We start from the raw sequence: 20,752 nt of genomic DNA, 5'->3' as shown, positions 1-20,752 counted from the left end.
TCCGGGGAAACGTGAAAATCTACGGAATCCTTTCGCCCCGGTCAACCCCCGCGGGCCCGCGCCATGCGCACGATCGCGTCCACCTGGTGGGCGAAGTCGAGCGCCGTGGTGTCGAGCTCCACCGCGTCGCCTGCGCGCGCCAGCGGGGCCACCGCGCGGGTGGAATCGATCTCGTCGCGCCCCTGCAGGCGCGCGGCCTCGGCCTCCACGTCTTCGGGGGATGGAGATGCGAGGCCCTGCTCCAGCAGCCGCCGCCGCGCGCGCTCTTTCGGGTCGGCGACCAGATAGACCTTCAGCTCGGCGTCGGGGAAGACTACGGTGCCGATGTCGCGCCCGTCGGCCACCAGCCCGCCCCGCGCGCCGGCCTCGCGCAGCGCGCCCATCAGCCAGGTGCGCACCGCAGGGACGGCGGCCATCCGCGACACGTGCGCGTTCACCTCCGGCGAGCGGATCTCCCGCATCACCTCCGCGCCGCCGACGGTGAGCGTGTATCCGGCCTCGCCGGGGTGCCCGTGCACGTCCAGCCGGTCGAGCTCGGCCGAGGTGAGGCCGTCCCACGCGTCCGCGGGGATGCCGGCCTGCAGCGCGGCCCAGGTGATGGCGCGGTAGAAGGCGCCGGAGTCCAGGTGGCGGTATCCCAGCGCCGACGCCACCGCCCTGGCCGTCGAGCTCTTCCCCGATCCCGCCGGGCCGTCGAGGGCGATGATGATGCCGTCCGGGTGCCGTCGTCCTTCCGTCATCTCCGTCCCCCTTCGCCGTTCCCCGCGCCGCCGCCCGCCGCCAGCTCCCGGGAGACGATGCGCGCCAGGTCCTCCACCATCGCCCCGGGCGGGCGGGTGAAGGCGCCGCGCGCGCTGGTGTTCACCTGCAGGGCGACGGCGAAGCCCTGCCGCGGATAGTAGCGCACGTCGGTGAGGTAGCCGGGGAAGTACCCGCTGTGCCCCCAGCTGGGGCCCAGCGGCCCCTCGCGGACGATGACCCCCAGGCCGTAGCGGACGCCGTTCCCCAGCGCGGGCGCGGCCACGCCGTCGACCACCTGCGCCAGCAGCGGACGGCCGAACGCGCGGCCGCCCCAGAGCAGCGCCGCCCAGCGCGCCAGGTCGGCCGCCGAGGTCGCGTAGCCGCCGCCGGCCCACTCGAACTGCGGGTTCACGATGAAGCGGCCGTCGCGGATCATCCGCGGCTCGTGGCCGAAGGGGTTGTCCGCGCCCGCGTACCCCTGCACCACGCCGGGGAGGACGACGGAGTCCGACGGCAGCACGTCGGCAAGGCGATGCGGGTCCAGCACGCGGCGGCGGATCTCGCGCTCCAGCGTGCTGCCGGTGATGCGCTCGACGATGGCGCCGAGGACGATGTAGTTGGTGTCCGAATAGTCCCATCCCCGCCCCGCCTCGAACGGCGCCTGCGTGCCCAGGATGTAGGCGATCCGCTCCGCGGGCGTCCAGCGCCGGCCGGGATTCGCGTTCAGGTCGCGCAGGAAGGTGTCGTTGAACTCGTAGCGCACCAGGCCGCTGGTGTGGTTCATCAGCATCCGCACGGTGATCTGCCGCGCGTTGGGGAGGCGGCCGAACCACGGCTCCGTGCCCAGCCAGGTGGAGATGGGCTGGTCGAGGCCGAGCTTTCCTTCCCCGACGAGCTGCAGGGCGACGGCGGCGACGAACGTCTTCCCCACGCTCCCCGCCAGCATCCGGTCGCGTGGGCGCATGGGCGTGCCGCTGCTGTCGGCGACGCCGGCCGCCAAGGCGATGGTGCGGCCGCCGGGGAGCTGGATGCCGACGGTGGCGCCGGGGAAGTGGCCCGCGGAGTGGAGCGAATCCAGCTTCGCCTGCAGCCGCGCGGCGAGCCGGTCCTGCGCCGCCGGCACCGGCGCGGCGACACGCGCCGGCATGCACCCGGCCGCCGCGGCGAGCACGAGCGCGAGGGAGATGCGGTTCAATGCGGTGGATCGAATCACGTACGAAGTGCCTTCCGTGTTTGGGTCCAAATCGGAGCCGGGAGAGGATCCGGTGTGCTTACCGCCGAGGCGAAGCTTAATGGCGCTCCGGCCGCATCGCGCCCTCTCCGGCCGGCTCAGGCCGTCCACCGCTCCCGTACCGGGAGAGGTAGCTTTCCGGCAGCCGGCACGCCCGAAATTACCATCACACCAGACTTTGCAGGGCTCACCAGCGTGGCCACCACCCCCTCGCCCGGTACGGGAGAGGGCGAGCGCTCTCAGGCGCGGGGAGAGGGCGGCGCGAGGCTTCGGACGCGCACCGCCGGCTCCGCCGCACCTCCGATCCTCATCCCCCCCGCACCAGCGAGTCCAGCAGCTCCCAGTAGCCGGGGAAGCTCACCGCGGCGCACTGGCGGTCGTCGATCTCGATCTCGTTCCCCGGGAGCGCGGCGAGCACGCCGAAGGCCATGGCGATGCGGTGGTCGCCGTGCGTGGTGACGCGTCCCCGCAGCGGATGGTCGCCGCCGCGGATCACCAGGCCGTCTTCCAGCTCCTCCGCCTCGGCGCCGATGGCGCGGAGCGCGGCCACGACGGCGGCGATGCGGTCGCTCTCCTTCACCCGCAGCTCGCCCGCGCCGGTGATGCGCGTCTCGCCCTCGGCCCGCGCCGCGAGGATGGCCAGCACGGGGATCTCGTCGATGGCGGCGGGGATGTCGTCGCCGCCGATCTGCACCGCCTTCAATCGCGAGGGGCGCACCACCAGGTCGGACACGGGCTCGCCGCCCACCGCACGGCCGCGCTCCCAGTGCAGCAGCCCCATCATCAATCGCGCGAGGGAGAAGAAGCCGGTGCGCGTGGGGTTGGCCAAAACGCCGCGGATGCGCAGCTCGCCCGCGTCCGCCAGCAGCGCCAGCGCCGCGAGGAAAGCGGCGGACGACGGGTCGCCGGGGACGCGGAGATCCAGCGGCGGCAGCGGCTCGCCCCACGCGCCCAGCACCGCGCGGACGCCGTCCGCCGAGGTCTCCGTGCGCACCGGGGCCCCGAGCGCGGAGAGCATCCGCTCGGTGTGGTCGCGCGAGAGCGCCGGCTCGGTGACGGAGACGGGGACGCGCGCGCCCAGGCCGGCCAGCAGCACCGCCGACTTGATCTGCGCGCTGGCCTTGGGAGAGACGTAGTCGATGCCGTGCAGCCCGCCGCCGGTGACCTCGATGGGCAGGCGGTCGGGGGCGTCCAGCTCGCGGAAGCGCGCGCCCATGCTCGCCAGCGGCTCGGTGATGCGCCGCATCGGCCGGCCGCGGAGCGACGCGTCGCCCGTCACCACGCTGGCGAAAGGGCGCGACGCGAGGAGGCCCATCATCAGCCGCGACGTCGTTCCGCTGTTGCCGCAGTCCAGCGGCTCCGCGGGCGCGCGCCAGGCGTCGATGCCGCGCCCGCGCACCACGATCTCGCTCCCGTCCGCGGGCGGCGGGGGAACGTCGCAGCCGAGCGCGCGGAGGACCGCGGCGGTGCTCCGGCAGTCCTCGCCGGGGAGAAGGCCGCTCAGCCGGCTCTCGCCCTGGGCCGCGGCGGCGAACATCAGCGCGCGGTGCGTGACCGACTTGTCGCCGGGGACGCGCACGTCGCCCGAGATGCGGAAGCTCATTCGTCTGCTCGAAGTCGTGAACCCAGGTGCGGCGCCGAAACGTATCCTCCGCGGAGCGCCGCGCAACCGGAACGCGCCGTGCAGGTTCATCCAGCCACCCGATCGCGCAGGCCAACCCCGCACCGACCCCGGCCATGAACGCATCTCCCTGGCACAGAATCGCTTGCGCGGCCGCCGTCGCGGTCGTGGCGCTCGCCGCCGCGCCGCTGGCCGCCCAGCGTGTCACCGTCAGCGGACAGGTCACCGACGCGGACAGCGGACAGCCGGTCGCCGGCGCGCTGGTCCGCGTGGGCGACGACGACCACGAGGTGATGTCGGACGCGCAGGGGCGCTTCACCCTCTTCCGCGTTCCCGTGGGCGACCGCGTGGTGTGGGGCTCGGCGATGGGGTACGGCACCTCGGCGGCGACGGTCGCGGTGGCCGCGGGCGGCGCGAGCGGCGTGGCGCTGCCGCTGAAGCGCGACCCGGTGCGCCTTGCCGCAATCAACGCCACGGTCAGCCGCTTCGAGTCGCGCCGGCGCTCCTACGGAAGCAGCGTGCGGCTGCTGACCGAGCGCGACCTGGCCGCCTCGGCGTCCAGCGACATGCGCGATTTCCTGGAGGTGCGCGCGGGGCTGCACCGCCTGCCGTGCAGCGGATCCGGCGGCGGGCTCACCCGCAACGACTGCGTGATCGTGCGCGGCCGGGCGGCGGTGCCGGTCGTCTACGTGGACGAGGTGCGGTGGGGCGTGGGGCTGGACGTGCTCTCCACCTACCGGCCCGAGGACGTGGCGCGGGTGGAGGTGTACGGCGGCGGCGCGCAGGTCCGGGTCTACACGCGCTGGTTCCTGGACTGGGCCTCGCGCAACAACACCAGCCCTGGCCGCTCCTCGCGGGCGAGTGAGCCGAATCCGCCGAGAGGCTGGCGTTCACCGGCCGACGTCATCCTGAGGCCGGCCACACCGCAAGCTTTCTTCACGCAAGCGGTTGCAGGCCGAAGGATCTATAATCGTCTCGCACGTCAGCCGGTGAGTCGCGTCGAGTGTTCGCCCTGATCGCATGATGATGGCGGACGCGAAAGAAAATTCGTGAGAAATCCTGGCTGGCGTGCGAAACAGGCTATAGATCCTTCGGCCTGCAAACAGTTGTGCAGAAACGGGGTTGCAGCGTGGTCGGCCTCAGGATGACGTCCGCGGGGGGATTCACGGATTCCGGGAAATTCGGAGATTCCGGGAGATTCGGGGAGAGGGAACACGGCGGCGCCGGAGGATCACTCCGGCGCCGCCGCTGTTTCCGCCAATCGAACGGTGCCCGACCGGACCGTCTTCAGCGCGCCTGATGGCGTGCGGACGAGGAGCGCGCCGGCGGGGGTGATGCCCATCGCCGTGCCCGTGAGCGCGTCCGCGCCGGTGACGTGGATGCGGCGACCCAGGAGCGCGTCGCGCGAGCCCAGCGCCTCGAGGAGCGCGCCGCCGAGCTCCGCGGGCGGCTCCGCGACGCGGCGGAAGATGGACCCGGCGACGGCGCCCGCCACGTCCGCGCGCGGCGGCATCCACCCGGACGCGATGCGCAGCGAGGTCGCGCTCTCCCGCAGCTCCGGCGCGAAGTCGCCGGTCGAATGGAGCACGTTGATGCCGATCCCCGCGACCACGTGGCCGGGAACGCCCGAATCCCAGCTTCCCTCGCAGAGGATGCCGGCCAGCTTGCGCCCGGCCAGCTGCAGGTCGTTGGGCCACTTGATCGCCACCCGCGCGGGGCGGACGAACGCGTCCAGCGCCTCCGCCGCCGCGAGCCCGACCAGGATCGGCAGCAGCCCCGGCGCGGCGAGCGACGGCGGCCGCAGCACGACCGAGAGCCACACGCCCAGCCCCGGCGGCGACTGCCATCCCTTCCCGCCGCGCCCGCGCCCCGCCACCTGCTCCTCCGCCAGCACCGCCGTCCCCGCGGGCGCGCCCTCCTCGGCCAGAGCGCGAGCGACGTCGTTGGTGGACCCCGCGCGCTCGAACAGGTGCACCGCGGGAAGCCCCCAGCGCGCCGCCAGCTCCGCCGCGGTGGCGCCCTCCCACCGCTCCGCCCGCCGCTCGATCACGCGCCCGCCGCCTCCAGCCGCAGCGACAGGTCCAGCGCGGGAGCAGAGTGCGTCAGCGCGCCCACGGAGATGAAGTCCACCCCCGTCTCCGCGTAGCCGCGGATCGTCTCCAGCGTGATCCCGCCGGACGCCTCCGTCTCCGGCCGCGCATCCCCCGCGGCGCGGACGAGGGCGACGGCATCGCCCATCATCTCCGGCGTCATGTTGTCGAACATGATGCGGTCGACTCCCACGGCCAGCGCCTCGCGCACCTCGTCGAGATTCGTCGTCTCCACCTCCACGCGCAGGCCGCGGTCGTTCCGAGCGCGCACGGCCCGCACCGCCGCGGTGATCCCTCCCGCCGCGGCGATGTGGTTGTCCTTGATCATCACCATGTCGAACAGCCCCACGCGGTGGTTGGCGCCGCCGCCCGCGACCACGGCCGCCTTCTCCAGCCGCCGCATCCCCGGCGTGGTCTTGCGCGTGTCGATCACCCGCGCGCCGGTGCCGGCGATCGCGTCCACGTACACGCGCGTCAGCGTGGCCACGCCGGAGAGCTGCTGCAGGAAGTTCAGCGCCGTCCGCTCCGCCGTCAGGATCGACGCCGCGGAGCCGGAGATGCGCATCACCTCGTCCCCCGGTGCGACGGCGGTCCCATCCCCCGCGGTCACCTCGACGGCGAGCGAGGAATCGACGCGGCGGAAGACCTCGGCGGCGACTTCCATCCCCGCGATCACCCCCCGCGCCTTGGCGACGATCCGCGCGACCGCGCGCCGCTCGGCGGGAACGGTCCAGAGCGTGGTGAAATCCCCCGGCCCCACGTCCTCGGCCAGGGCGGCGTCGATCAGGCTCAGCGCTTCGGGCGGCAGCGGCATGCGCGTCAGGTCGCAGGGTGATCCGGATGCGTCGTGCGGAAGGGGCACGAAAATGCGACTGAAGTCGCGGCTACAACGGCACGTAGTCCGCCTTCGCGGACTTCATCGGTGCGAGACGAACCCGCGGCGCGCCAGTTCGCGGGAGGGCCACAAAACTGCGCCGCGAGCCCGGTGCGCGCCAGACGCGTGGGAGACGCATCCGGGGCTTGCGACCGCGCTCGCGGCTCATCATCTGTTCCAGCTCCGCAGTGCCGACCCGCTCACCCCTTCCAGGAGACCCGCATGGCCGCACTCCCCCGCACCGCCGCACTCCTCCTCACCCTCCCGCTCCTGGCCGCCGCGCCTTCGCCCGCCGCCCGCGCCGCGCAGACGGTCACGCCGTGCAGCATCGGCGCGTACGTGATCGACCCCGACCCGCGCGGGCTGAACGTGCGTGCCGGGCCGGGTACGGGGTCGCGCGTGGTCACGCGGCTGCACCTGAACGACTACGTGGAAGTGACGGGTGCCAGCGGGCAGTGGCTGCGCGTGCGCAACGCGTCGGCCGAGGAGGGGATCTTCTGGCGCGGTCCGGGATGGGTGTTCGCGCAGAAGCTGGGGACCAGCACCAGCGAGAACCATCCCGTGCGGCTCTACCGCGAGCCGCGCAGCGGAAGCCCGGTCGTCAGCCGGCTGAACCCCACGCAGGTGACGCTGCTGGGGTGCCGGGGAGACTGGGCCCGCGTGCAGGTGGCCAACCTCACCGGCTGGCTGGACGCGGCCTCGCAGTGCGCGCTGACGCTCACCACCTGCTCGTGAGCGCGGACGTCAGTCCGCGGGCACCAGGGCCGGCTCCTCGCTGGGGGCGCCGGCCACGATGCGCTCGTAGTAGCGCTCGTACCGCGGGATGATGCTGGCCACGCCGTAGCGCTCGGTGGCGCTCCTTCGCGCCGCCGCGCTGAACCGCCGCCACGTCTCGGGGTCGCGCAGGATGTGGATGGCGCCGTCGGCCATCGCCTCCACGTCGCCCACCGGCGCCATGAACCCCGTCTCCCCGTCGTCCACCACCTCCGGCAGCCCGCCCGCGTTCGAGGCGATCACCGGCACCCCGCTGGCCATCCCCTCCAGCGCCACCAGGCCGAACGACTCGTTCTGCGACGGGAGGATGAGCAGGTCGGCGCAGGCCATGATCTCGGCCACCGAGTCCTGCTTCCCCAGGAACACCACGCGGTCGGTGATCCCCAGCATCCGCGCCTCGTCCACCGCCTCGGGCCGGTCGGGCCCGTCGCCGATGAACACCAGGCGGCTGGGCACTTCCTTCGTGAGCCGCGCGAAGACGCGCACCACGTCGCGCACCCGCTTCACCGGGCGGAAGTTGGACACGTGCAGCACCAGCTTCTCGCCGTCGCGCAGGAACGCCGTCTTCCAGCACGGATAGCGGTCGCGCGAGTAAAGGCCGGGGTCCACGAAGTTGGGGATGACCTCGATGGTGTCGGCCGGCACGCGGAAGGCGTCTACCGTCTCGCGCTTCAGGTAGTCGGAAACGGCGGTGATCCCGTCGGACTTCTGGATGGAGAAGCGGGTGATCTCCCAGAAGTTGCGCTCCTGCCCGATCAGGGTGATGTCGGTGCCGTGCAGCGTGGTGACGATCTTCACCGGGTGCCGGTCGCCCAGCATCTCCTTGGCGATCCAGGCGCTGGTGGCGTGGGGGATGGCGTAGTGCACGTGCAGCACGTCCAGCCGCTCGCGCAGCGCCACCTCGTGCATCACCGCCGCCAGCGCGAGCGAGTAGTTGTTGTGCTCGAACAGCGGGTAGTGGACCATCTCCACCTCATGGAAGAACACGCGCTCCATGAAGTGGGGAAGCCGGAAGGGCTGGGCGTACGAGATGAAGTGGATCTCGTGGCCGCGCTCCGCCAGCGCGATCCCCAGCTCGGTCGCGATGGCCCCCGAGCCGCCGTACGTCGGATAGCAGGTGATGCCGATCTTCACGGGATAGTGCCCAGTGCCGAGTGCCCAGTGCCAGGTATCACGAGGAATGCCTCTGGAGAGACGTCACCCACGGTAATCCGCCTCCGATGGGAGCGATGACAGAGATGACGTCATCCTGAGCCCGCCACACCGCAATCCGTAGCCGCACAATCATTTGCAGGCCGAAGGATCCATACTCGTCTCGCACGTCGGCATCGAAGACGCGCGGAGTCCGCCATGCATGCCCCGAATGAATTCGGGGGCAACAAAAGCACAAAGTCGCTGCGCGACTGCGGGCGGTGACCTCGATGCGCCGGCCATGCTCCTGCGTGGATACATGGCTGCAGTCCCGGAGGGACTTCGTGCTGGTGTTGCAGGTGAATTCCATTCACCTGTCGCCGGCGGGGGCCCCGCTCACACGCCGCCGGCCGACCCGGGGTGTGACGATCCAGGGTCTGGCGTACCCGCCGCACCCCCCTGCGGTCCAACGGCGGCGCGCCAGGCGGCGGCGATCTCGTCCGCCAGCTCGGCGCGCGGGCGCGTGGCGTCCACGTGGATGGCCCCGGCGGGGAGCTGCGTGCGGTTCCAGGTCTGCTGCCGCTTGGTGTAGGCGCGGGTGTTCTTCCGCACCAGTTCCAGCGCCTCGTCCAGCGTCCGCTCGCCGCGCAGATACGGGATCAGCTCCGCGTAGCCGTGCGCGTTCAGCCCCGGCGCGTCCTCGCCGTACTTCGCCACCAGCCCGCGCACCTCGTCGATCAGGCCGGCATCGACCATCCCGTCCACGCGCGCGTTCACGGTCGCGTAGACCCGCTCGCGCGGCACGTCGAGCACGAACGCGAGCACCGGCACGCCCGGCGCCTCCGGCGGCGAGTTGCGGTGCCACCAGGGGAGCGGCTTTCCGGTCAGCAGCGGCACCTCCAGCGCGCGCAGCAGCCGCTGCCGCCCGCCCCAGTCGCGCAGCCGCGCGGCGGACTCTGGGTCCACCTCCGCCAGCCGGCGGTGCAGCTCCTCGTCCGGGAGCGCCTCCAACTCGCGGGAAAGCTCGGCGCGGCGCGCGGGATCCAGCTCCGGCTCCCGGAAGATGGGGTCCGTCAGCGCGCGCAGAAAGAAGCCCGTGCCGCCCACCAGCATCGGCACGCGCCCGCGGCCGCGGATCTCCGCGATCTTCTCCCGCGCGTACCGCGCCCACCGCGCCGCGTTGAAGCGCTCGGAAGGGTCGGCGATGTCGATGCCGTGGTGGGGGATGTCGCCGCGCTCCTCCGCGGTCGGCTTGGCGGTGCCGATGTCCATCCCGCGGTAGACGGAGCGCGAGTCCATGGAGACGACCTCGCCGTCCAGCCGCCGCGCCACCTCCACCGACAGCGCCGTCTTCCCCGACGAGGTGGGGCCGACGATGGCGAGCGCGTCCGGCATCATCTCCCCGGCCCGCCCGTTCAGCGACGGGAGGAGACGAAGGCGCTCACGTCGCGCGCGAAGCGGTCCGGCTCGTCCAGGTAGACGAAGTGCCCGCTGTTCTCGTACTCCACGTAGCGCGCGTGGGGAAGCTGCCGCGCCAGGTCCCGCAGCCCCGCGCCCACCGCCGCGCCGTCGTGCCGCCCGGCGATGACCAGCACCGGCATGGTCAGCCGCCGCATCGCGGCGAAGCGGTACTGCAGCAGCCCGCTGCGGAAGAGCGCGTTCCCCAGCTCGCCGGTGTTGCGCTGCCCGCTGGCCGCCTGCACGCTGTCCAAGCGGATGCGCACGGCCGAGTCGGGGAACATCAGCGCGTTGTTCATCGCCTCGCGCTCGGCCTCCGGCTGGTTCCAGAACCAGTCGCAGGCCGGGTCCTTCGTGGCCGCCGAGTCGCCGAGCGCGCGCCGGGCCGCGTCGGGAAACATCTCCATCGTCCGCCGGCAGCGCAGCCGCGTCTGCCCCGGCGCGTCCCACAGCCCCGCCGCGAACACCAGCGCGGAGACGTGCTCGGGATACTTCGCCGCGTACTCCAGCGCCAGCGTCCCGCCGAACGAGTGCCCCACCAGCGCGATCCTGGGCGCGCCGAGGACCTGCCGCAGCGCCTCCACGTCCTCGACCAGCAGCGCCATGGAGTATTCGCCGCTGCGCGGCCGACCCGAGCGCCCGCTCCCGCGCTGGTCCAGGTACACCATCCGCAGCGACCGCTCCATCCGCGGCCCCACCAGCTCGGCGAAGTGGTAGCTCCCCTGCCCCGGCCCGCCGTGCAGGAACACGACGGGCGGCATGCCGGTGGCACTGTCTCCGGCCACGCGGTACCACAGCCGCACGCCGTTCACGTCCACCTCATGCTCGCCCGCACGCAGCCCGTCCGCCGCCTGCGCACTCAGCGGAGCGCGCGAGGCAATCGCGAGCGTGGCAAGCGTGATCCCGAGCAGCATCCGCCTCATCGATCCTCCCCCTTCAGACGTTTGCCGCGCCAGCGCTTCAATCGTACTTTCCGCACTTCCGCACTTCCGCACTTCCGCACTCATCCACTCCGCCCAAACCGGCGATGCAGCTCGGAAATCGACAGCTGGATCACCGTCGGCCGCCCGTGGATGTCGTGATACGGCAGCTCGGTGGCGAACAGGCGGTCGAACAGCTCCGTCATCTCCCGCTGCGTCAGCTTCTGCCCGGCCTTGATGGCGCCCTTGCACGCCATGGTCAGCGCAATCCGCTGGTGCTGCGTGCGCGCGCTGTCCACCAGCGGCGAGCCGGTCGTCAGCTCCGCGATCATCTCGCGCAGACACCGTTCCGCGTCGAAGTAGGGATGGGGATTGGGAACGGAGTGCACGATGATCGCCCGCCCGCCGAACGGCTCCACCTCGAACCCCGCGCGCTCCAGCACGCCGCGCACCTGCTCCACGATGGCGAACTCGGCGGGTGAAAGGCGCAGGGTGATGGGAAAGAGGAGCCGCTGGCTGGACGACTCGCCGCCGTCGAAGCCGCGCACGATCTCCTCGTACAGCACCCGCTCGTGCGCCGAGTGCTGGTCCACCAGGATGAGCCCCGTGCGCGTCTCCGCCAGGATGTAGGTGTTGTGCACCTGCCACATCATCGCCGCCGGGCCGATCAGCTCCGCCGCGGCGACGGCCTGCGCGGGCTCGGCGGACGGCGCCACGGGCGCGCCGCCACCGGTGACGAACAGCGCCATCTGCGGCTCGAACGGCTCCCCGGCCGCGGACGGCCCCGCATCCGCCGGCGATGGGACCGCCGCCGCGCCGAACGGCACCGCCGCCTCGCGCACACGGCGGACGCCGAATCCCTCCGGCGCCCCGTACGGCGCCCGCTCCGGCTCCTCCGCCGCGGCGCGCATCCCGATGCTGGGCGTGCTCTCCAGCCCCGACAGCGCGGCGCGCACCCCCTCCTCGATCGCGCGCTCCACGCCGATGCGGTCGCGGAAGCGCACCTCGGCCTTGGCGGGGTGCACGTTCACGTCCACCTCGCCGTCCGGCACTTCCAGGAAGAGGAAGAGGGAGGGATACACGCCCTGCGGGATTGTCGTCCGGTACGCGCGGTCGACGGCTTTCACCAGGTAGCGGTCGGTGAAGGCGCGGCCGTTCACGAACAGGTACGCCTTGCGCCCGCCCGGCCGCGAGCTGTGCGGCCGCTGCACCAGCCCGGTGACGGCCACGCTCCCGTCGCGATGGGCGACGGGGATCAGCTCGCCCGCCGCGTCGCCGCCCCAGATCGCGGAGATGCGCTCCCCCACCGTCGCCGCCGTGGGAAGCGCCAGCACGTCGCGCCCGCCCGAATCCAGCGAGAACGCCACCTGCGGCTGCGCGAGCGCGAGCGTCGTCACCACCTCGCCGACGGCGCGGTTCTCGGCGGCGGTGGAGCGCAGGAACTTGGCGCGCGCGGGAACGTTGAAGAAAAGGCTGCGCACCGACACCGTCGTCCCCCGGCGCCGCGCGCAGTCCTCCACTCCGGCGATCTGCCCGCCGGTCACCATTACCCGCGTCCCGTCGCCCTCGCGCTCCGCCGTCTCGATGGCGAAGCGGGACACCGAGGCGATGGACGGCAGCGCCTCGCCGCGGAAGCCGAGGGTGCGGATGGCGGCCAGGTCCGCCTCGTTGCGGATCTTGCTGGTCGCGTGGCGGTCCACGGAGAGGAGCGCATCCTCCCGCCCCATCCCGTGCCCGTCGTCGGCCACGCGGATCTCCGTCTTCCCGCCGTTGCGGACGGTGATCTCGATGCGCTGCGCGCCTGCGTCCAGCGCGTTCTCGACCAGCTCCTTCACGACGGACGCGGGCCGCTCCACCACCTCCCCGGCGGCGATCTGGTTGGCGAGCTTCTCGGGGAGGATGTGGATGCGGCGCGGCATTCCGGAACGGCGGCGGTTCGGGCGAAGTTCGGTTTCAGCGGGGTGAAGCTAGACCGGCGCGCCGGGCGGGTCAACGGCTTGACTTCGCGCCGCCGATGCTCCCCCGACGCCGCGGCCGTGAGGCTCGCTCCAAGAGGCGGTGCGCATCCACCTTCCCCCCCGCGGCCCGTTCAGCGCAGTCGTCGAGACGGAGATTCCTGAACGACGAACGCCCTCCGAAGATGCGGAAGGCGTCGAAGAAATCTGTTCCGGATGATTCACGCGGCCTGCGGATGCTGCTGCGCTTCGTACCATGAATCCACGGCATCGACGATCCTGTCCAGGGCGTCCCGATCCAGGTCACTCCATCCGATCCCGCTCGCGGCCCGCAGCACGGGTTTTCTGCGCGCGCCCACCGCGGGCTCCTTCAACCAGCGGAAATATCCCCGATCGTCCGACATCGTGAAGACGAAGACGCAGAAGGGGATAGTCGCGTCGGCAACGGACCCGGCCTGCACCGGCTCGATGAAGGCCTCGAGATCCGCCGCCCGTGCGACGGAACCCTCGCGCGCCCTTACCTGCACGCCGAACATCCGCCCGGTCGGAACCCCGTCGCGGGTCACCGTCACCAGGAAATCCACACCGGCATCGGGCGACGCAACGCGGTTCACCACCAGATCGTTTCGACGGGTGAGGTGAATGAACGCCAGGTTCTCGGCACGCGTTGCGAGAAACTCCCGCAGGCTCCTCTTCATTCCTCCCTCCAACGCGGGTCGGCCAGTTCCGACCGGAACACGGATCGGTCCTTCGATCGCCAGTACGCCTCTACCTCGTCCCGGAGAGTCGCGAGAATCTCCGGTATGAGCGGGTAATCCGTGCAGATCGACGAGAAGGCTCCGCCCGTTCCGCTCCCCACCGACACAATGTAACCACGTTCGGCGACTTCATCGATTCCCACTACATAGGCCGGAGCGGGATAGCTGGCAAGGCGTTCGATATCGGAGCGGCTTACCCGCACCTTGAGCCTTCGCCCATCGCGCGTGTACCCCCGCCTGGTCGTCTTTACCTGAACGAAGAAGTACGAAAGCAGATCCCCCGATTCCAGCACCTCGACAAAGTAGTCGACGGATCGCTTTTTCTCCCCGAGGTGTCGCGGGATGTCGAATAGGAATCCGCGCGTGGGATGCTCCCGTGAGATGAGGACGCAGAAAAGCGCTTCACCCCGCGCGGCAACGAGATCGTGATCGCCAGAATCGGTGCGCACGAAAACCGCCGCTGGAACAGGTGGGCGATATTCCTGGAATCAGCGGAAAAGGTAAACGTTGGAAATGCGTGCGCAAGTGTACAGAATTCCGTCAGCGCGGTCCGGCCATCTTCCCGTAGAACCGGCGTGTGTTGGCCAGCGTCCGCGCCGCGAACGCAGGCCGCTCCACCACCTTCCCGGCGGCGATCTGGTTGGCGAGCTTCTCGGGGAGGATGTGGATGCGGCGCGGCATTCGGCAGACCGGTCGTTCGGCGGAGCGTTCGGCTTGGATTCGGGTGAGAAGCTAACCGCGTGGGCGAGCCGCGGAAAGTCTTGCGGAACCGTGTGGGAGATCGATGCGAGGGGAACGCGGACGACGCCGCGCGCGGCAGACGACAGACCGCGCCCGATGGCTCCCGATGGCGACCCGGAGAGTTCGCCGGTGTGGCAGAGATGGGCAGGATGCTGCCGGCGCGGCGGAGGGTACTTCCGCCGCGCCGGCAAAGCCACGCGTCAGCAGATGTCGCCGGTGTGGCACACGGGGAAGCAGGTGGGATACGCGCTGGCGGGGCAGCGCGGCCCGTAGCACGTCACCTGGCCATTGCAGCTGAAGTCGTTGGGATCGCAGGTATTGCCGCAGGTGAACTGGTTGCACGTGGCTTCCGTGAGCTCGCGCGCCGCCACCGTGCCGCGGCGCGGCGCGGGATCCGCGACCGGCTCGAACGACTCGACGTGCAGATCGCCAGGCTCCAGGTGCAGCTTCTTCATGGCTCCCTCCGGGGTGTGAACGGTTCCCGCAACCGGCTCCAGTAGAAGATTCTGTCGTCAAGTACATTCCGGCAAGAGGAACCTAACGCGGCGGGCTCACCTCCCCGGCAATGTTGGGCGCCGCTGTGGCCGAAGGTGCGCGCCTGGAGACGGCAAGCGCACCCGGCGGTCAGGAGAGCGACATTCTCCCGTAGAACCGGCGCGTGTTCGCCAGCGTCCGCGCGGCGAACGCCTCCGCGTCCTCGCCGCGGAGCTCGGCGGCGCGGCGGGCCACGTGGGTGACGAAGGCCGGCTCGTTCGTCTTGCCGCGATGGGGGACGGGGGCCAGGTACGGGGTGTCCGTCTCCACCATGATGCGGTCGGCGGGAACGATGCGGACGAAGTCGGCGCCCTCGAACTTCTTGAAGGTGATCATCCCCGAGAACGAGGCGTACCACCCCATCTCCAGCGCCTCTTCCAGCAGCTCGCGGCCGCTGGAGAAGGAGTGCAGCACGCCGACGGTTCCCCGCCCCGCCTCGCGCAGGATGGCGCGCAGGTCGTCGTCCGACTCGCGCGAGTGGACGATCACCGGCAGCCCCGTCTCCCGCGCCAGCTCCAGGTGCCGCGCGAAGTTGGCGCGCTGCACCTCGCGCGGCGAGAAGTCGTAGTGGTAGTCGAGCCCTGTCTCCCCGAGCGCGACGACGCGCGGATGCATCGCCATCTCCCGCACCGCCGCCAGCGTCTCTTCCGACGAGGTGCTGGCCGCGTGCGGATGGATCCCCGCGGTGGACCAGACGCAGCCGAAGCGCTCCGCCAGCTCGAGGTTCGTCCGCGCGTCCTCCGCATCCGTGGCGATGGTGACGATGCCGGCCAGCCCCGCCGCCCGCGCCCGCTCCACCACCGCCTCGACATCGGGAAGGATGCGCTCGTCGGCCAGGTGCGCGTGGGAATCGATCAGCTGCATGGGAGAAGTGCGGAAGTGCGTGAGTGCGCTGAACTCGCCGTAACTGGCAGATGTGCGTCATCCGGGAAGTCCACGCAGGCGGACTGCGTGCCGTTGTAGCCGCGACTTGAGTCGCATTTTCCGACCCTTGGAGTCGCTCATCGCCGACATCATCCAATTCCCCCAGAACGACAGCGGGCCGCCGCGGAAGGTATCCGCGGCGGCCCGCTGCGCAACTGCCCGATGGTTTCACCGGAAGCGCACTCCCGCACTTCCGCACTCACGCACTTCCGTGTCAGCGCGGAACTTCGGCGGTGCGCGGGCTCCGGTTGTTGGGCGGCCGGTTGCCGTTGTTCGGGCGCTTGGCCGAGTGCGAGCGCACCGCCTGCTCGCGCTTCTCCTTGCGCGGGAAGTGCCGCTCGATCTCGTACAGCACCGGGCTGGCCACGAAGATCGACGAGAACGTTCCGATGCCGATGCCCAGCACCAGCACCAGCGCGAACCCGAAGATCACCGGGCCGCCGAACGCCAGCAGCGCCAGCAGCGTGGCCATCACCGTGGCCACCGTGAGCGTGGTGCGCGGCAGCGTCTCGTTGATGGCCTTGTTCAGGATGTCGACGAAGGTCCGCCCGTGCTTCGGCCGCCCCAGGTCCTCGCGGACGCGGTCGAACACGATGATGGTGTCGTGCATCGAGTAGCCCACCACCGTGAGCACCGCGGCCACCGTGCCCAGCGAGATCTCGGTGCGGGTGAGCGACAGGAAGCCCAGCGTCACCACGATGTCGTGCACGGTGGCGATCACCGCCGCCAGCGCGAAGCGCCACTCGAAGCGGATCCCCAGGTACACCAGGATGGCCGCGAACGAGAGCAGGATGGCGATCAGCGCCCGCTGCTCCAGCTCGGCGCCCGCCTTGGGGCCCACCGCCTCGGTGCGCACGATCGAGTAGTCACCGGCGCGCTGGCCCTGCACGACCGGCTTGAAGCGCGTCTGCAGCGCCTGCGCCACCCGCGACTGCGCGTCGGCCCCGGCCTCCTGGCCGAACCTGGGCGTGCGCACCTCGTAATCGTTCCCCGAGCCGAACTGGGTGATCTCCCAGTCGGCGTGGCCGGCGGCCGAGGTGGCCGCGCGGATCTGCTGCGCGCTCACGGGGTGCGTGAAGTGCACCTGCACCACGGTGCCGCCGGTGAAGTCCACGCCGTAGTTCAGCCAGCCCTCGCCGCGGACGGCGTGGTAGACCATCGACCCGATTCCCAGCAGCAGCAGCGCGGCGGTGATCATGTAGGCGCGCGTGCGCCACTGCAGGAACGGGTAGTTCGCGTTCTGGAAGAATCTCATCGTCCCGTTCCCCTAGATCGACAGGCTCTGCGCCCTGCGGCGCTCGAGGTAAAGCTGCATGAAGGTGCGGGTGGTGAACACCGCGGTGAAGAAGCTGGCCACCACGCCCACCGCCAGCGTCACCGCGAAGCCGCGGATGGGGCCGGTGCCGGTGTAGAACAGGATGGCGCAGGTGATCAGCGTGGTCACGTTGGAGTCCACGATCGCGCGCATGGCGTGGTGGAAGCCCTCGTTCACCGCCGCGCGCACGCTGCGGCCGTGGTCCAGCTCCTCGCGGATGCGCTCGAAGATCAGCACGTTGGCGTCCACCGCCATGCCCACCGAGAGGATGAGCCCCGCGATGCCGGGGAAGGTCAGCGTGGCGCCCAGCAGCGCCAGCATCCCCATCGACACGATCACGTAGATGGCCAGCGCCACCACCGCCAGCAGCCCCGAGAAGTGGTAGATCCCGATCATGATCAGGATCACCGCCCCGATCCCCACCAGCGCGGCGATCTGGCCGTTGCGGATGGAGTCCTCGCCCAGCGAGGGGCCCACGCTGCGCTCCTCCACGATGTGCAGGGGCGCGGGAAGCGCGCCGGCGCGCAGCACCAGCGCCAGGTCCGAGGCGTCGGCCATGGTGCTCTTGCCCAGCTCGATCTGGCCGCGGGTGTTGATGGCGCCGTTGATGACCGGCGCCGTGTACACGCGCTGGTCCAGCACGATGGCCATCTGCTCGTGCAGGTGGTCGCCCGTCTCCTTCTCGAAGCGGCGCCCCGCCCGGCGCGACAGCTCGAACGCCACGATGGGGCGGTTGAACTGGTCGGTCTGCGCCTGCGCGTTCTGCAGGTGCTCGCCGGTCATGATGGCGTCGCGGCTCACGTACCAGAGGCTGGCGAAGCCCTTCTGCTCCTCGGACGACGGCATTCCCCACAGGAACTGGGCGCCGCGCGGAAGCAGCGCCTGCACCTGCGGCAGTGCCAGGTACTTCTCCACCGCCTTCACCTGCGCGGTGTCGACCAGGAGCTGCCCGCCCGAGCCCTGCCCGGCGAACTTGCTTTCCAGCGGCTTGGCCGCGGTCAGCGAGTCCACCGCCTGGCCGTTCTGCCCGGCCTTGTTCTGCAGCAGCCCGCCCGTGGCCGGAGCCGCGCCGGCCGCGGGCTTCGCCTCGGCCGGGAAGGCGGCGGCGATGGCCGTCTCCATCCGCGGGAGGATGCCCTGCAGCTCGCTCAGCGGGCGCACGATCTTGAACTCCAGGAAGGCCGACTTCTGCAGCACTTCCTTGGCCCGGCTCTGGTCGGTGTTCTTCCCGGCCAGCTCCACGATGATGCGGTCTTCGCCGGCCTTCTGCACCACCGGCTCGCTCACGCCCAGCTCGTCCACGCGCAGGCGGACCACCTTCAGCGCGCGGTCGATGGCGTCCCTGCGTGCGGCGGGGGTCAGCACCGTCCTGGACTCGTCGATCTCCATGGCGTAGTGCGACCCGCCCTGCAGGTCCAGCCCCAGCGTGATCGGCTGCCCGGTCTTGTTGTACCGGTAGGCGAGCAGGGCCAGGCTGGCGATGGTGAGGGCGACGATCAGGCCCAGGCGGACCTTTAGATTCTGAAACATCGGAAGGAGCGGACTCCCGGAGAAGGTTGGAGGAACTCCGCGAAGACGGGATTGGGTTGTCTTCAGGAAACTTGCAAAGCTAGCCCCCCGCACCGGCCTCTGTCAACCGCGCGCGGCCCCCTTTCGGGTGCTCTGCGGGCCGTCCGCGGGAGGGTCTGAAGCGTCGCTTAAACCGGTGCACGGGAAGAAGTTCCCCGCGGCGGACGAGTACGGAAGTAGAGGGAGTACGAAAGTACGCTTCACCCTTGCGCGGGGCGGCTTCCCGACCGTCGATCGGCGTTCCGCGCGACGATCCCCCGAAAGATCCTCACGCAGAAGACGCAGAGGTTGCCGAGGGAGAGTCATCCCCACTCCGCGATCTCTGCGTCCTCCGCGTGATCCCTGCAGTTCCGTACTCTCGTACTTCCGTATTTTCGTACTCGGTCTCAGCCGTTCCGACCCGTGTTGATCACGTTCACCTTGCGAAACCGGGCCGGCGGGCAGCCGTGCGAGACGGCATTGGACTGCGAGGGCTGGCCCTTGCCGTCGTTGAACGATCCGCCCACGAAGTAGGTGCTGCGGCCGCCCAGCAGGTCCAGCGAGTTCCAGAACTCCGGCGTGCGGATCTGGTACGCCACGTCCTTCAGCATCCCCCCGACCTTGCCGTCCCTGATCTCGTGGAACACCTGCCCGCCGAACTGCGCGTTGAAGCGCTGCTGGTCAATCGAGTACGAGCCGCGCCCCTCGATCAGGATGCCGTCCTTCACGTCGCCCACCAGCTCGTCCAGCGTCACGTCGCGCGTGGGGTGCGGCATCAGGTTCACGTTGGGCATGCGCTGGAACTGCACGTCGGCCCAGCTCTGCGCGTAGCTGTTGCCGTGGCTGCGCACCGGGCGCCCCTGCGTGCGGTACCAGTCGGCCAGCATGGGCGCCTGCTCGCGCGTGGTCTGCAGGTCGTTCAGGATGCCGTTCTTCACGATGAGATACTCCTCCGGCCGCACCCCCTCGTCGTCCCACCCCGCGGTGGCCAGCGAGCCGGGCGCCGACCGCTCCGCCTGGATGTTGAAGATGTCGGGCCCGTACCGGAACTTGCCCAGGTAGTCCTGGATGGGGGAGATGAACGACGTTCCCGCGAAGTTGGCCTCGTACCCCAGGATGCGGTCCAGCTCCGTGGGGTGCGCGATGGACTCGTGGATGGTCAGGAACAGGTGCGAAGGGAGGAGCACCAGGTCGTAGCGCCCCGGCTGGATCGGCCTGGCACTGAGCTTCTGAACGGCTTCCTGGGCCCACACCGGCGCGTTCTCCACCAGCCGCGCGTTGCGGACATGCTCGTATCCCAGCCCCATCGGCTGCACCGGCGTGGACATCCGGCTCTGGAAGTCCGAGCCGTCCGGCGCCACCGCGGTCACGTTCATCTGCGGATAGGCGCGGTAGATCGTCTGGGTGATGAACGACCCTTCCGTGCTGGCGAAGGTCTTCTCCTCGCGCACGAAGAACATCGACGAGGTGGCGAAGCGCGCCCCCGCCTTCAGCGCCGCGTCGTTGGCCGAGAGGAGGAGCGCCACCTTCTCCTCCACCGCCACCTCGAACGGGTCGGTCTGGATGGGCGAGCGCCAGCTGGCGTCGGGGTAGCGCTCCACCGGCGCCAGCCGCACCGGCTCCTTGCGCATGGTGGCGTTCGCGCGCGCCTGGGCCACGGCCTGGCGGGCCACGCGCTGCACCTCGTCCAGGTTCACGTCGCGGCTCGCGGCGAAGCCCCAGGCGCCGTTGGCCAGCACGCGCACGCCGAAGCCGAAGGTCTCCGCGTCCTGGAAGCCGGTGATCCGGCGCTCGCGCGTGGACACGGCCTGGCTGCGGTTGCGGTTGATGCGCACGTCGGCGTACGTGGCCCCGGCGGTGCGGGCGGCGTCCAGCGCGCGCATGGCCAGCTCGCGGTACTCCGGGTCGTCCAGCGGCAGCCGCGCGGCGTGCGCCACCCCGCTGGGGAGAAGCGACAGCCCGGCGGCCGCCGCGGCGCCGCGCGCAAGGAACTCTCGGCGGTTCATCTGCTTCGCGATCGGGGGAATCGGGGAGGGTCGCCGGGACGATACTCCGGCCGCGCATCCGCCGTCAACGCCCTGCCCCGAACGACGCAGCGGCCACCGAAGCTCGGACGCCGCTGATGTATTCTCTTCGA

At 70.9% G+C, this 20,752-nt stretch carries 19 protein-coding genes; 2 read left to right on the top strand and 17 right to left on the bottom strand.

The window, feature by feature from the left end; translation table 11 throughout:
* Positions 1-41: 41 nt before the first annotated feature.
* The 3 genes from cmk to aroA form a co-directional block, all read right to left on the bottom strand.
* Positions 42-740, bottom strand: a complete 699-nt coding sequence (cmk, locus tag VLK66_RS19645; protein WP_325311168.1) for a (d)CMP kinase — start codon at positions 738-740, stop codon at positions 42-44.
* The gene (locus VLK66_RS19640; protein WP_325311167.1) at positions 737-1,936 is read right to left on the bottom strand and encodes a serine hydrolase domain-containing protein; all 1,200 of its coding nucleotides are present in this window, start codon (positions 1,934-1,936) and stop codon (positions 737-739) included. The genes cmk and VLK66_RS19640 overlap by 4 nt, the downstream gene beginning before the upstream one ends.
* Positions 1,937-2,279: 343 nt before the next feature.
* On the bottom strand, positions 2,280-3,575 hold the full coding sequence (aroA, locus tag VLK66_RS19635; protein ID WP_325311166.1) for a 3-phosphoshikimate 1-carboxyvinyltransferase: 1,296 nt from the start codon (positions 3,573-3,575) through the stop codon (positions 2,280-2,282).
* Positions 3,576-3,709: 134 nt separating this feature from the next.
* Here aroA and VLK66_RS19630 point away from each other — a divergent pair, with 134 nt between their 5' ends.
* Complete coding sequence (locus VLK66_RS19630) at positions 3,710-4,609, top strand: carboxypeptidase-like regulatory domain-containing protein (RefSeq protein ID WP_325311165.1); 900 nt, start codon at positions 3,710-3,712, stop codon at positions 4,607-4,609.
* Positions 4,610-4,824: 215 nt separating this feature from the next.
* On the opposite strand, the gene VLK66_RS19625 is transcribed toward VLK66_RS19630, so the two are convergent.
* Together VLK66_RS19625 and nadC are read right to left on the bottom strand one after the other, a co-directional pair.
* Positions 4,825-5,643: a biotin--[acetyl-CoA-carboxylase] ligase gene (locus tag VLK66_RS19625; RefSeq protein ID WP_325311164.1), complete on the bottom strand. Its 819-nt coding sequence runs from the start codon at positions 5,641-5,643 to the stop codon at positions 4,825-4,827.
* On the bottom strand, positions 5,640-6,497 hold the full coding sequence (nadC, locus tag VLK66_RS19620; protein ID WP_325311163.1) for a carboxylating nicotinate-nucleotide diphosphorylase: 858 nt from the start codon (positions 6,495-6,497) through the stop codon (positions 5,640-5,642). The genes VLK66_RS19625 and nadC overlap by 4 nt, the downstream gene beginning before the upstream one ends.
* Before the next feature lie 282 nt (positions 6,498-6,779).
* On the opposite strand from nadC, the gene VLK66_RS19615 reads away from it, so the two are divergent.
* On the top strand, positions 6,780-7,292 hold the full coding sequence (locus VLK66_RS19615) for an SH3 domain-containing protein (protein WP_325311162.1): 513 nt from the start codon (positions 6,780-6,782) through the stop codon (positions 7,290-7,292).
* A 9-nt stretch (positions 7,293-7,301) separates the two neighbouring features.
* On the opposite strand, the gene bshA is transcribed toward VLK66_RS19615, so the two are convergent.
* The 12 genes from bshA to VLK66_RS19555 all read right to left on the bottom strand — a co-directional run bounded on the left by bshA (position 7,302) and on the right by VLK66_RS19555 (position 20,621).
* A complete protein-coding gene (gene bshA / locus VLK66_RS19610) occupies positions 7,302-8,465 on the bottom strand; it encodes an N-acetyl-alpha-D-glucosaminyl L-malate synthase BshA (RefSeq protein WP_325311161.1) in 1,164 nt (387 codons plus the stop codon).
* Between the two features lie 393 nt (positions 8,466-8,858).
* On the bottom strand, positions 8,859-9,857 hold the full coding sequence (gene miaA, locus VLK66_RS19605; RefSeq protein WP_325311160.1) for a tRNA (adenosine(37)-N6)-dimethylallyltransferase MiaA: 999 nt from the start codon (positions 9,855-9,857) through the stop codon (positions 8,859-8,861).
* Between the two features lie 20 nt (positions 9,858-9,877).
* Positions 9,878-10,834, bottom strand: a complete 957-nt coding sequence (locus VLK66_RS19600; RefSeq protein ID WP_325311159.1) for an alpha/beta hydrolase — start codon at positions 10,832-10,834, stop codon at positions 9,878-9,880.
* 89 nt (positions 10,835-10,923) lie between these two features.
* The gene (gene mutL / locus VLK66_RS19595) at positions 10,924-12,759 is read right to left on the bottom strand and encodes a DNA mismatch repair endonuclease MutL (protein ID WP_325311158.1); all 1,836 of its coding nucleotides are present in this window, start codon (positions 12,757-12,759) and stop codon (positions 10,924-10,926) included.
* Between the two features lie 257 nt (positions 12,760-13,016).
* Entirely contained in the window at positions 13,017-13,493 is a 477-nt protein-coding gene (locus tag VLK66_RS19590; protein ID WP_325311157.1) for a DUF4365 domain-containing protein, read from the bottom strand.
* Positions 13,490-14,002, bottom strand: a complete 513-nt coding sequence (locus VLK66_RS19585; RefSeq protein WP_325311156.1) for a DUF4365 domain-containing protein — start codon at positions 14,000-14,002, stop codon at positions 13,490-13,492. The genes VLK66_RS19590 and VLK66_RS19585 overlap by 4 nt, the downstream gene beginning before the upstream one ends.
* A 91-nt stretch (positions 14,003-14,093) precedes the next feature.
* Positions 14,094-14,234 (bottom strand): hypothetical protein, encoded by a 141-nt coding sequence (locus VLK66_RS19580; protein ID WP_325311155.1) that lies wholly within the window; start codon positions 14,232-14,234, stop codon positions 14,094-14,096.
* 260 nt (positions 14,235-14,494) lie between these two features.
* Positions 14,495-14,749 (bottom strand): hypothetical protein, encoded by a 255-nt coding sequence (locus VLK66_RS19575; protein ID WP_325311154.1) that lies wholly within the window; start codon positions 14,747-14,749, stop codon positions 14,495-14,497.
* Positions 14,750-14,918: 169 nt separating this feature from the next.
* Positions 14,919-15,692, bottom strand: coding sequence for a TatD family hydrolase (locus VLK66_RS19570; RefSeq protein WP_325311153.1), 774 nt, complete (start codon positions 15,690-15,692; stop codon positions 14,919-14,921).
* Positions 15,693-15,966: 274 nt separating this feature from the next.
* Positions 15,967-17,007 carry a protein translocase subunit SecF gene (secF, locus tag VLK66_RS19565; RefSeq protein WP_325311152.1) on the bottom strand — a complete coding sequence of 347 codons (1,041 nt, stop codon included), beginning with the start codon at positions 17,005-17,007 and terminating at the stop codon, positions 15,967-15,969.
* A 12-nt stretch (positions 17,008-17,019) separates the two neighbouring features.
* Entirely contained in the window at positions 17,020-18,597 is a 1,578-nt protein-coding gene (gene secD, locus VLK66_RS19560; RefSeq protein WP_325311151.1) for a protein translocase subunit SecD, read from the bottom strand.
* 425 nt (positions 18,598-19,022) lie between these two features.
* Positions 19,023-20,621, bottom strand: coding sequence for a TldD/PmbA family protein (locus VLK66_RS19555; protein ID WP_325311150.1), 1,599 nt, complete (start codon positions 20,619-20,621; stop codon positions 19,023-19,025).
* Between the last annotated feature and the right edge of the window lie 131 nt (positions 20,622-20,752).

The organism is Longimicrobium sp. (genome assembly GCF_035474595.1).
Taxonomy (GTDB): Bacteria; Gemmatimonadota; Gemmatimonadetes; order Longimicrobiales; family Longimicrobiaceae; genus Longimicrobium.
This window is presented reverse-complemented; position numbering and strand designations above follow the sequence as displayed.

Bases quoted from the DNA above. Each gene is read 5' to 3' on its own strand.
- VLK66_RS19615 (WP_325311162.1), top strand. From the start codon at position 6,780: ATGGCCGCACTCCCCCGCACCGCCGCACTCCTCCTCACCCTCCCGCTC.
- secD (WP_325311151.1), bottom strand. From the start codon at position 18,597: ATGTTTCAGAATCTAAAGGTCCGCCTGGGCCTGATCGTCGCCCTCACC.
- VLK66_RS19600 (WP_325311159.1), bottom strand. From the start codon at position 10,834: ATGCTGCTCGGGATCACGCTTGCCACGCTCGCGATTGCCTCGCGCGCT.
- VLK66_RS19570 (WP_325311153.1), bottom strand. From the start codon at position 15,692: ATGCAGCTGATCGATTCCCACGCGCACCTGGCCGACGAGCGCATCCTT.
- mutL (WP_325311158.1), bottom strand. From the start codon at position 12,759: ATGCCGCGCCGCATCCACATCCTCCCCGAGAAGCTCGCCAACCAGATC.
- VLK66_RS19555 (WP_325311150.1), bottom strand. From the start codon at position 20,621: ATGAACCGCCGAGAGTTCCTTGCGCGCGGCGCCGCGGCGGCCGCCGGG.
- cmk (WP_325311168.1), bottom strand. From the start codon at position 740: ATGACGGAAGGACGACGGCACCCGGACGGCATCATCATCGCCCTCGAC.
- VLK66_RS19580 (WP_325311155.1), bottom strand. From the start codon at position 14,234: ATGCCGCGCCGCATCCACATCCTCCCCGAGAAGCTCGCCAACCAGATC.
- nadC (WP_325311163.1), bottom strand. From the start codon at position 6,497: ATGCCGCTGCCGCCCGAAGCGCTGAGCCTGATCGACGCCGCCCTGGCC.
- VLK66_RS19630 (WP_325311165.1), top strand. From the start codon at position 3,710: ATGAACGCATCTCCCTGGCACAGAATCGCTTGCGCGGCCGCCGTCGCG.
- aroA (WP_325311166.1), bottom strand. From the start codon at position 3,575: ATGAGCTTCCGCATCTCGGGCGACGTGCGCGTCCCCGGCGACAAGTCG.
- VLK66_RS19590 (WP_325311157.1), bottom strand. From the start codon at position 13,493: ATGAAGAGGAGCCTGCGGGAGTTTCTCGCAACGCGTGCCGAGAACCTG.
- miaA (WP_325311160.1), bottom strand. From the start codon at position 9,857: ATGCCGGACGCGCTCGCCATCGTCGGCCCCACCTCGTCGGGGAAGACG.
- secF (WP_325311152.1), bottom strand. From the start codon at position 17,007: ATGAGATTCTTCCAGAACGCGAACTACCCGTTCCTGCAGTGGCGCACG.
- VLK66_RS19575 (WP_325311154.1), bottom strand. From the start codon at position 14,749: ATGAAGAAGCTGCACCTGGAGCCTGGCGATCTGCACGTCGAGTCGTTC.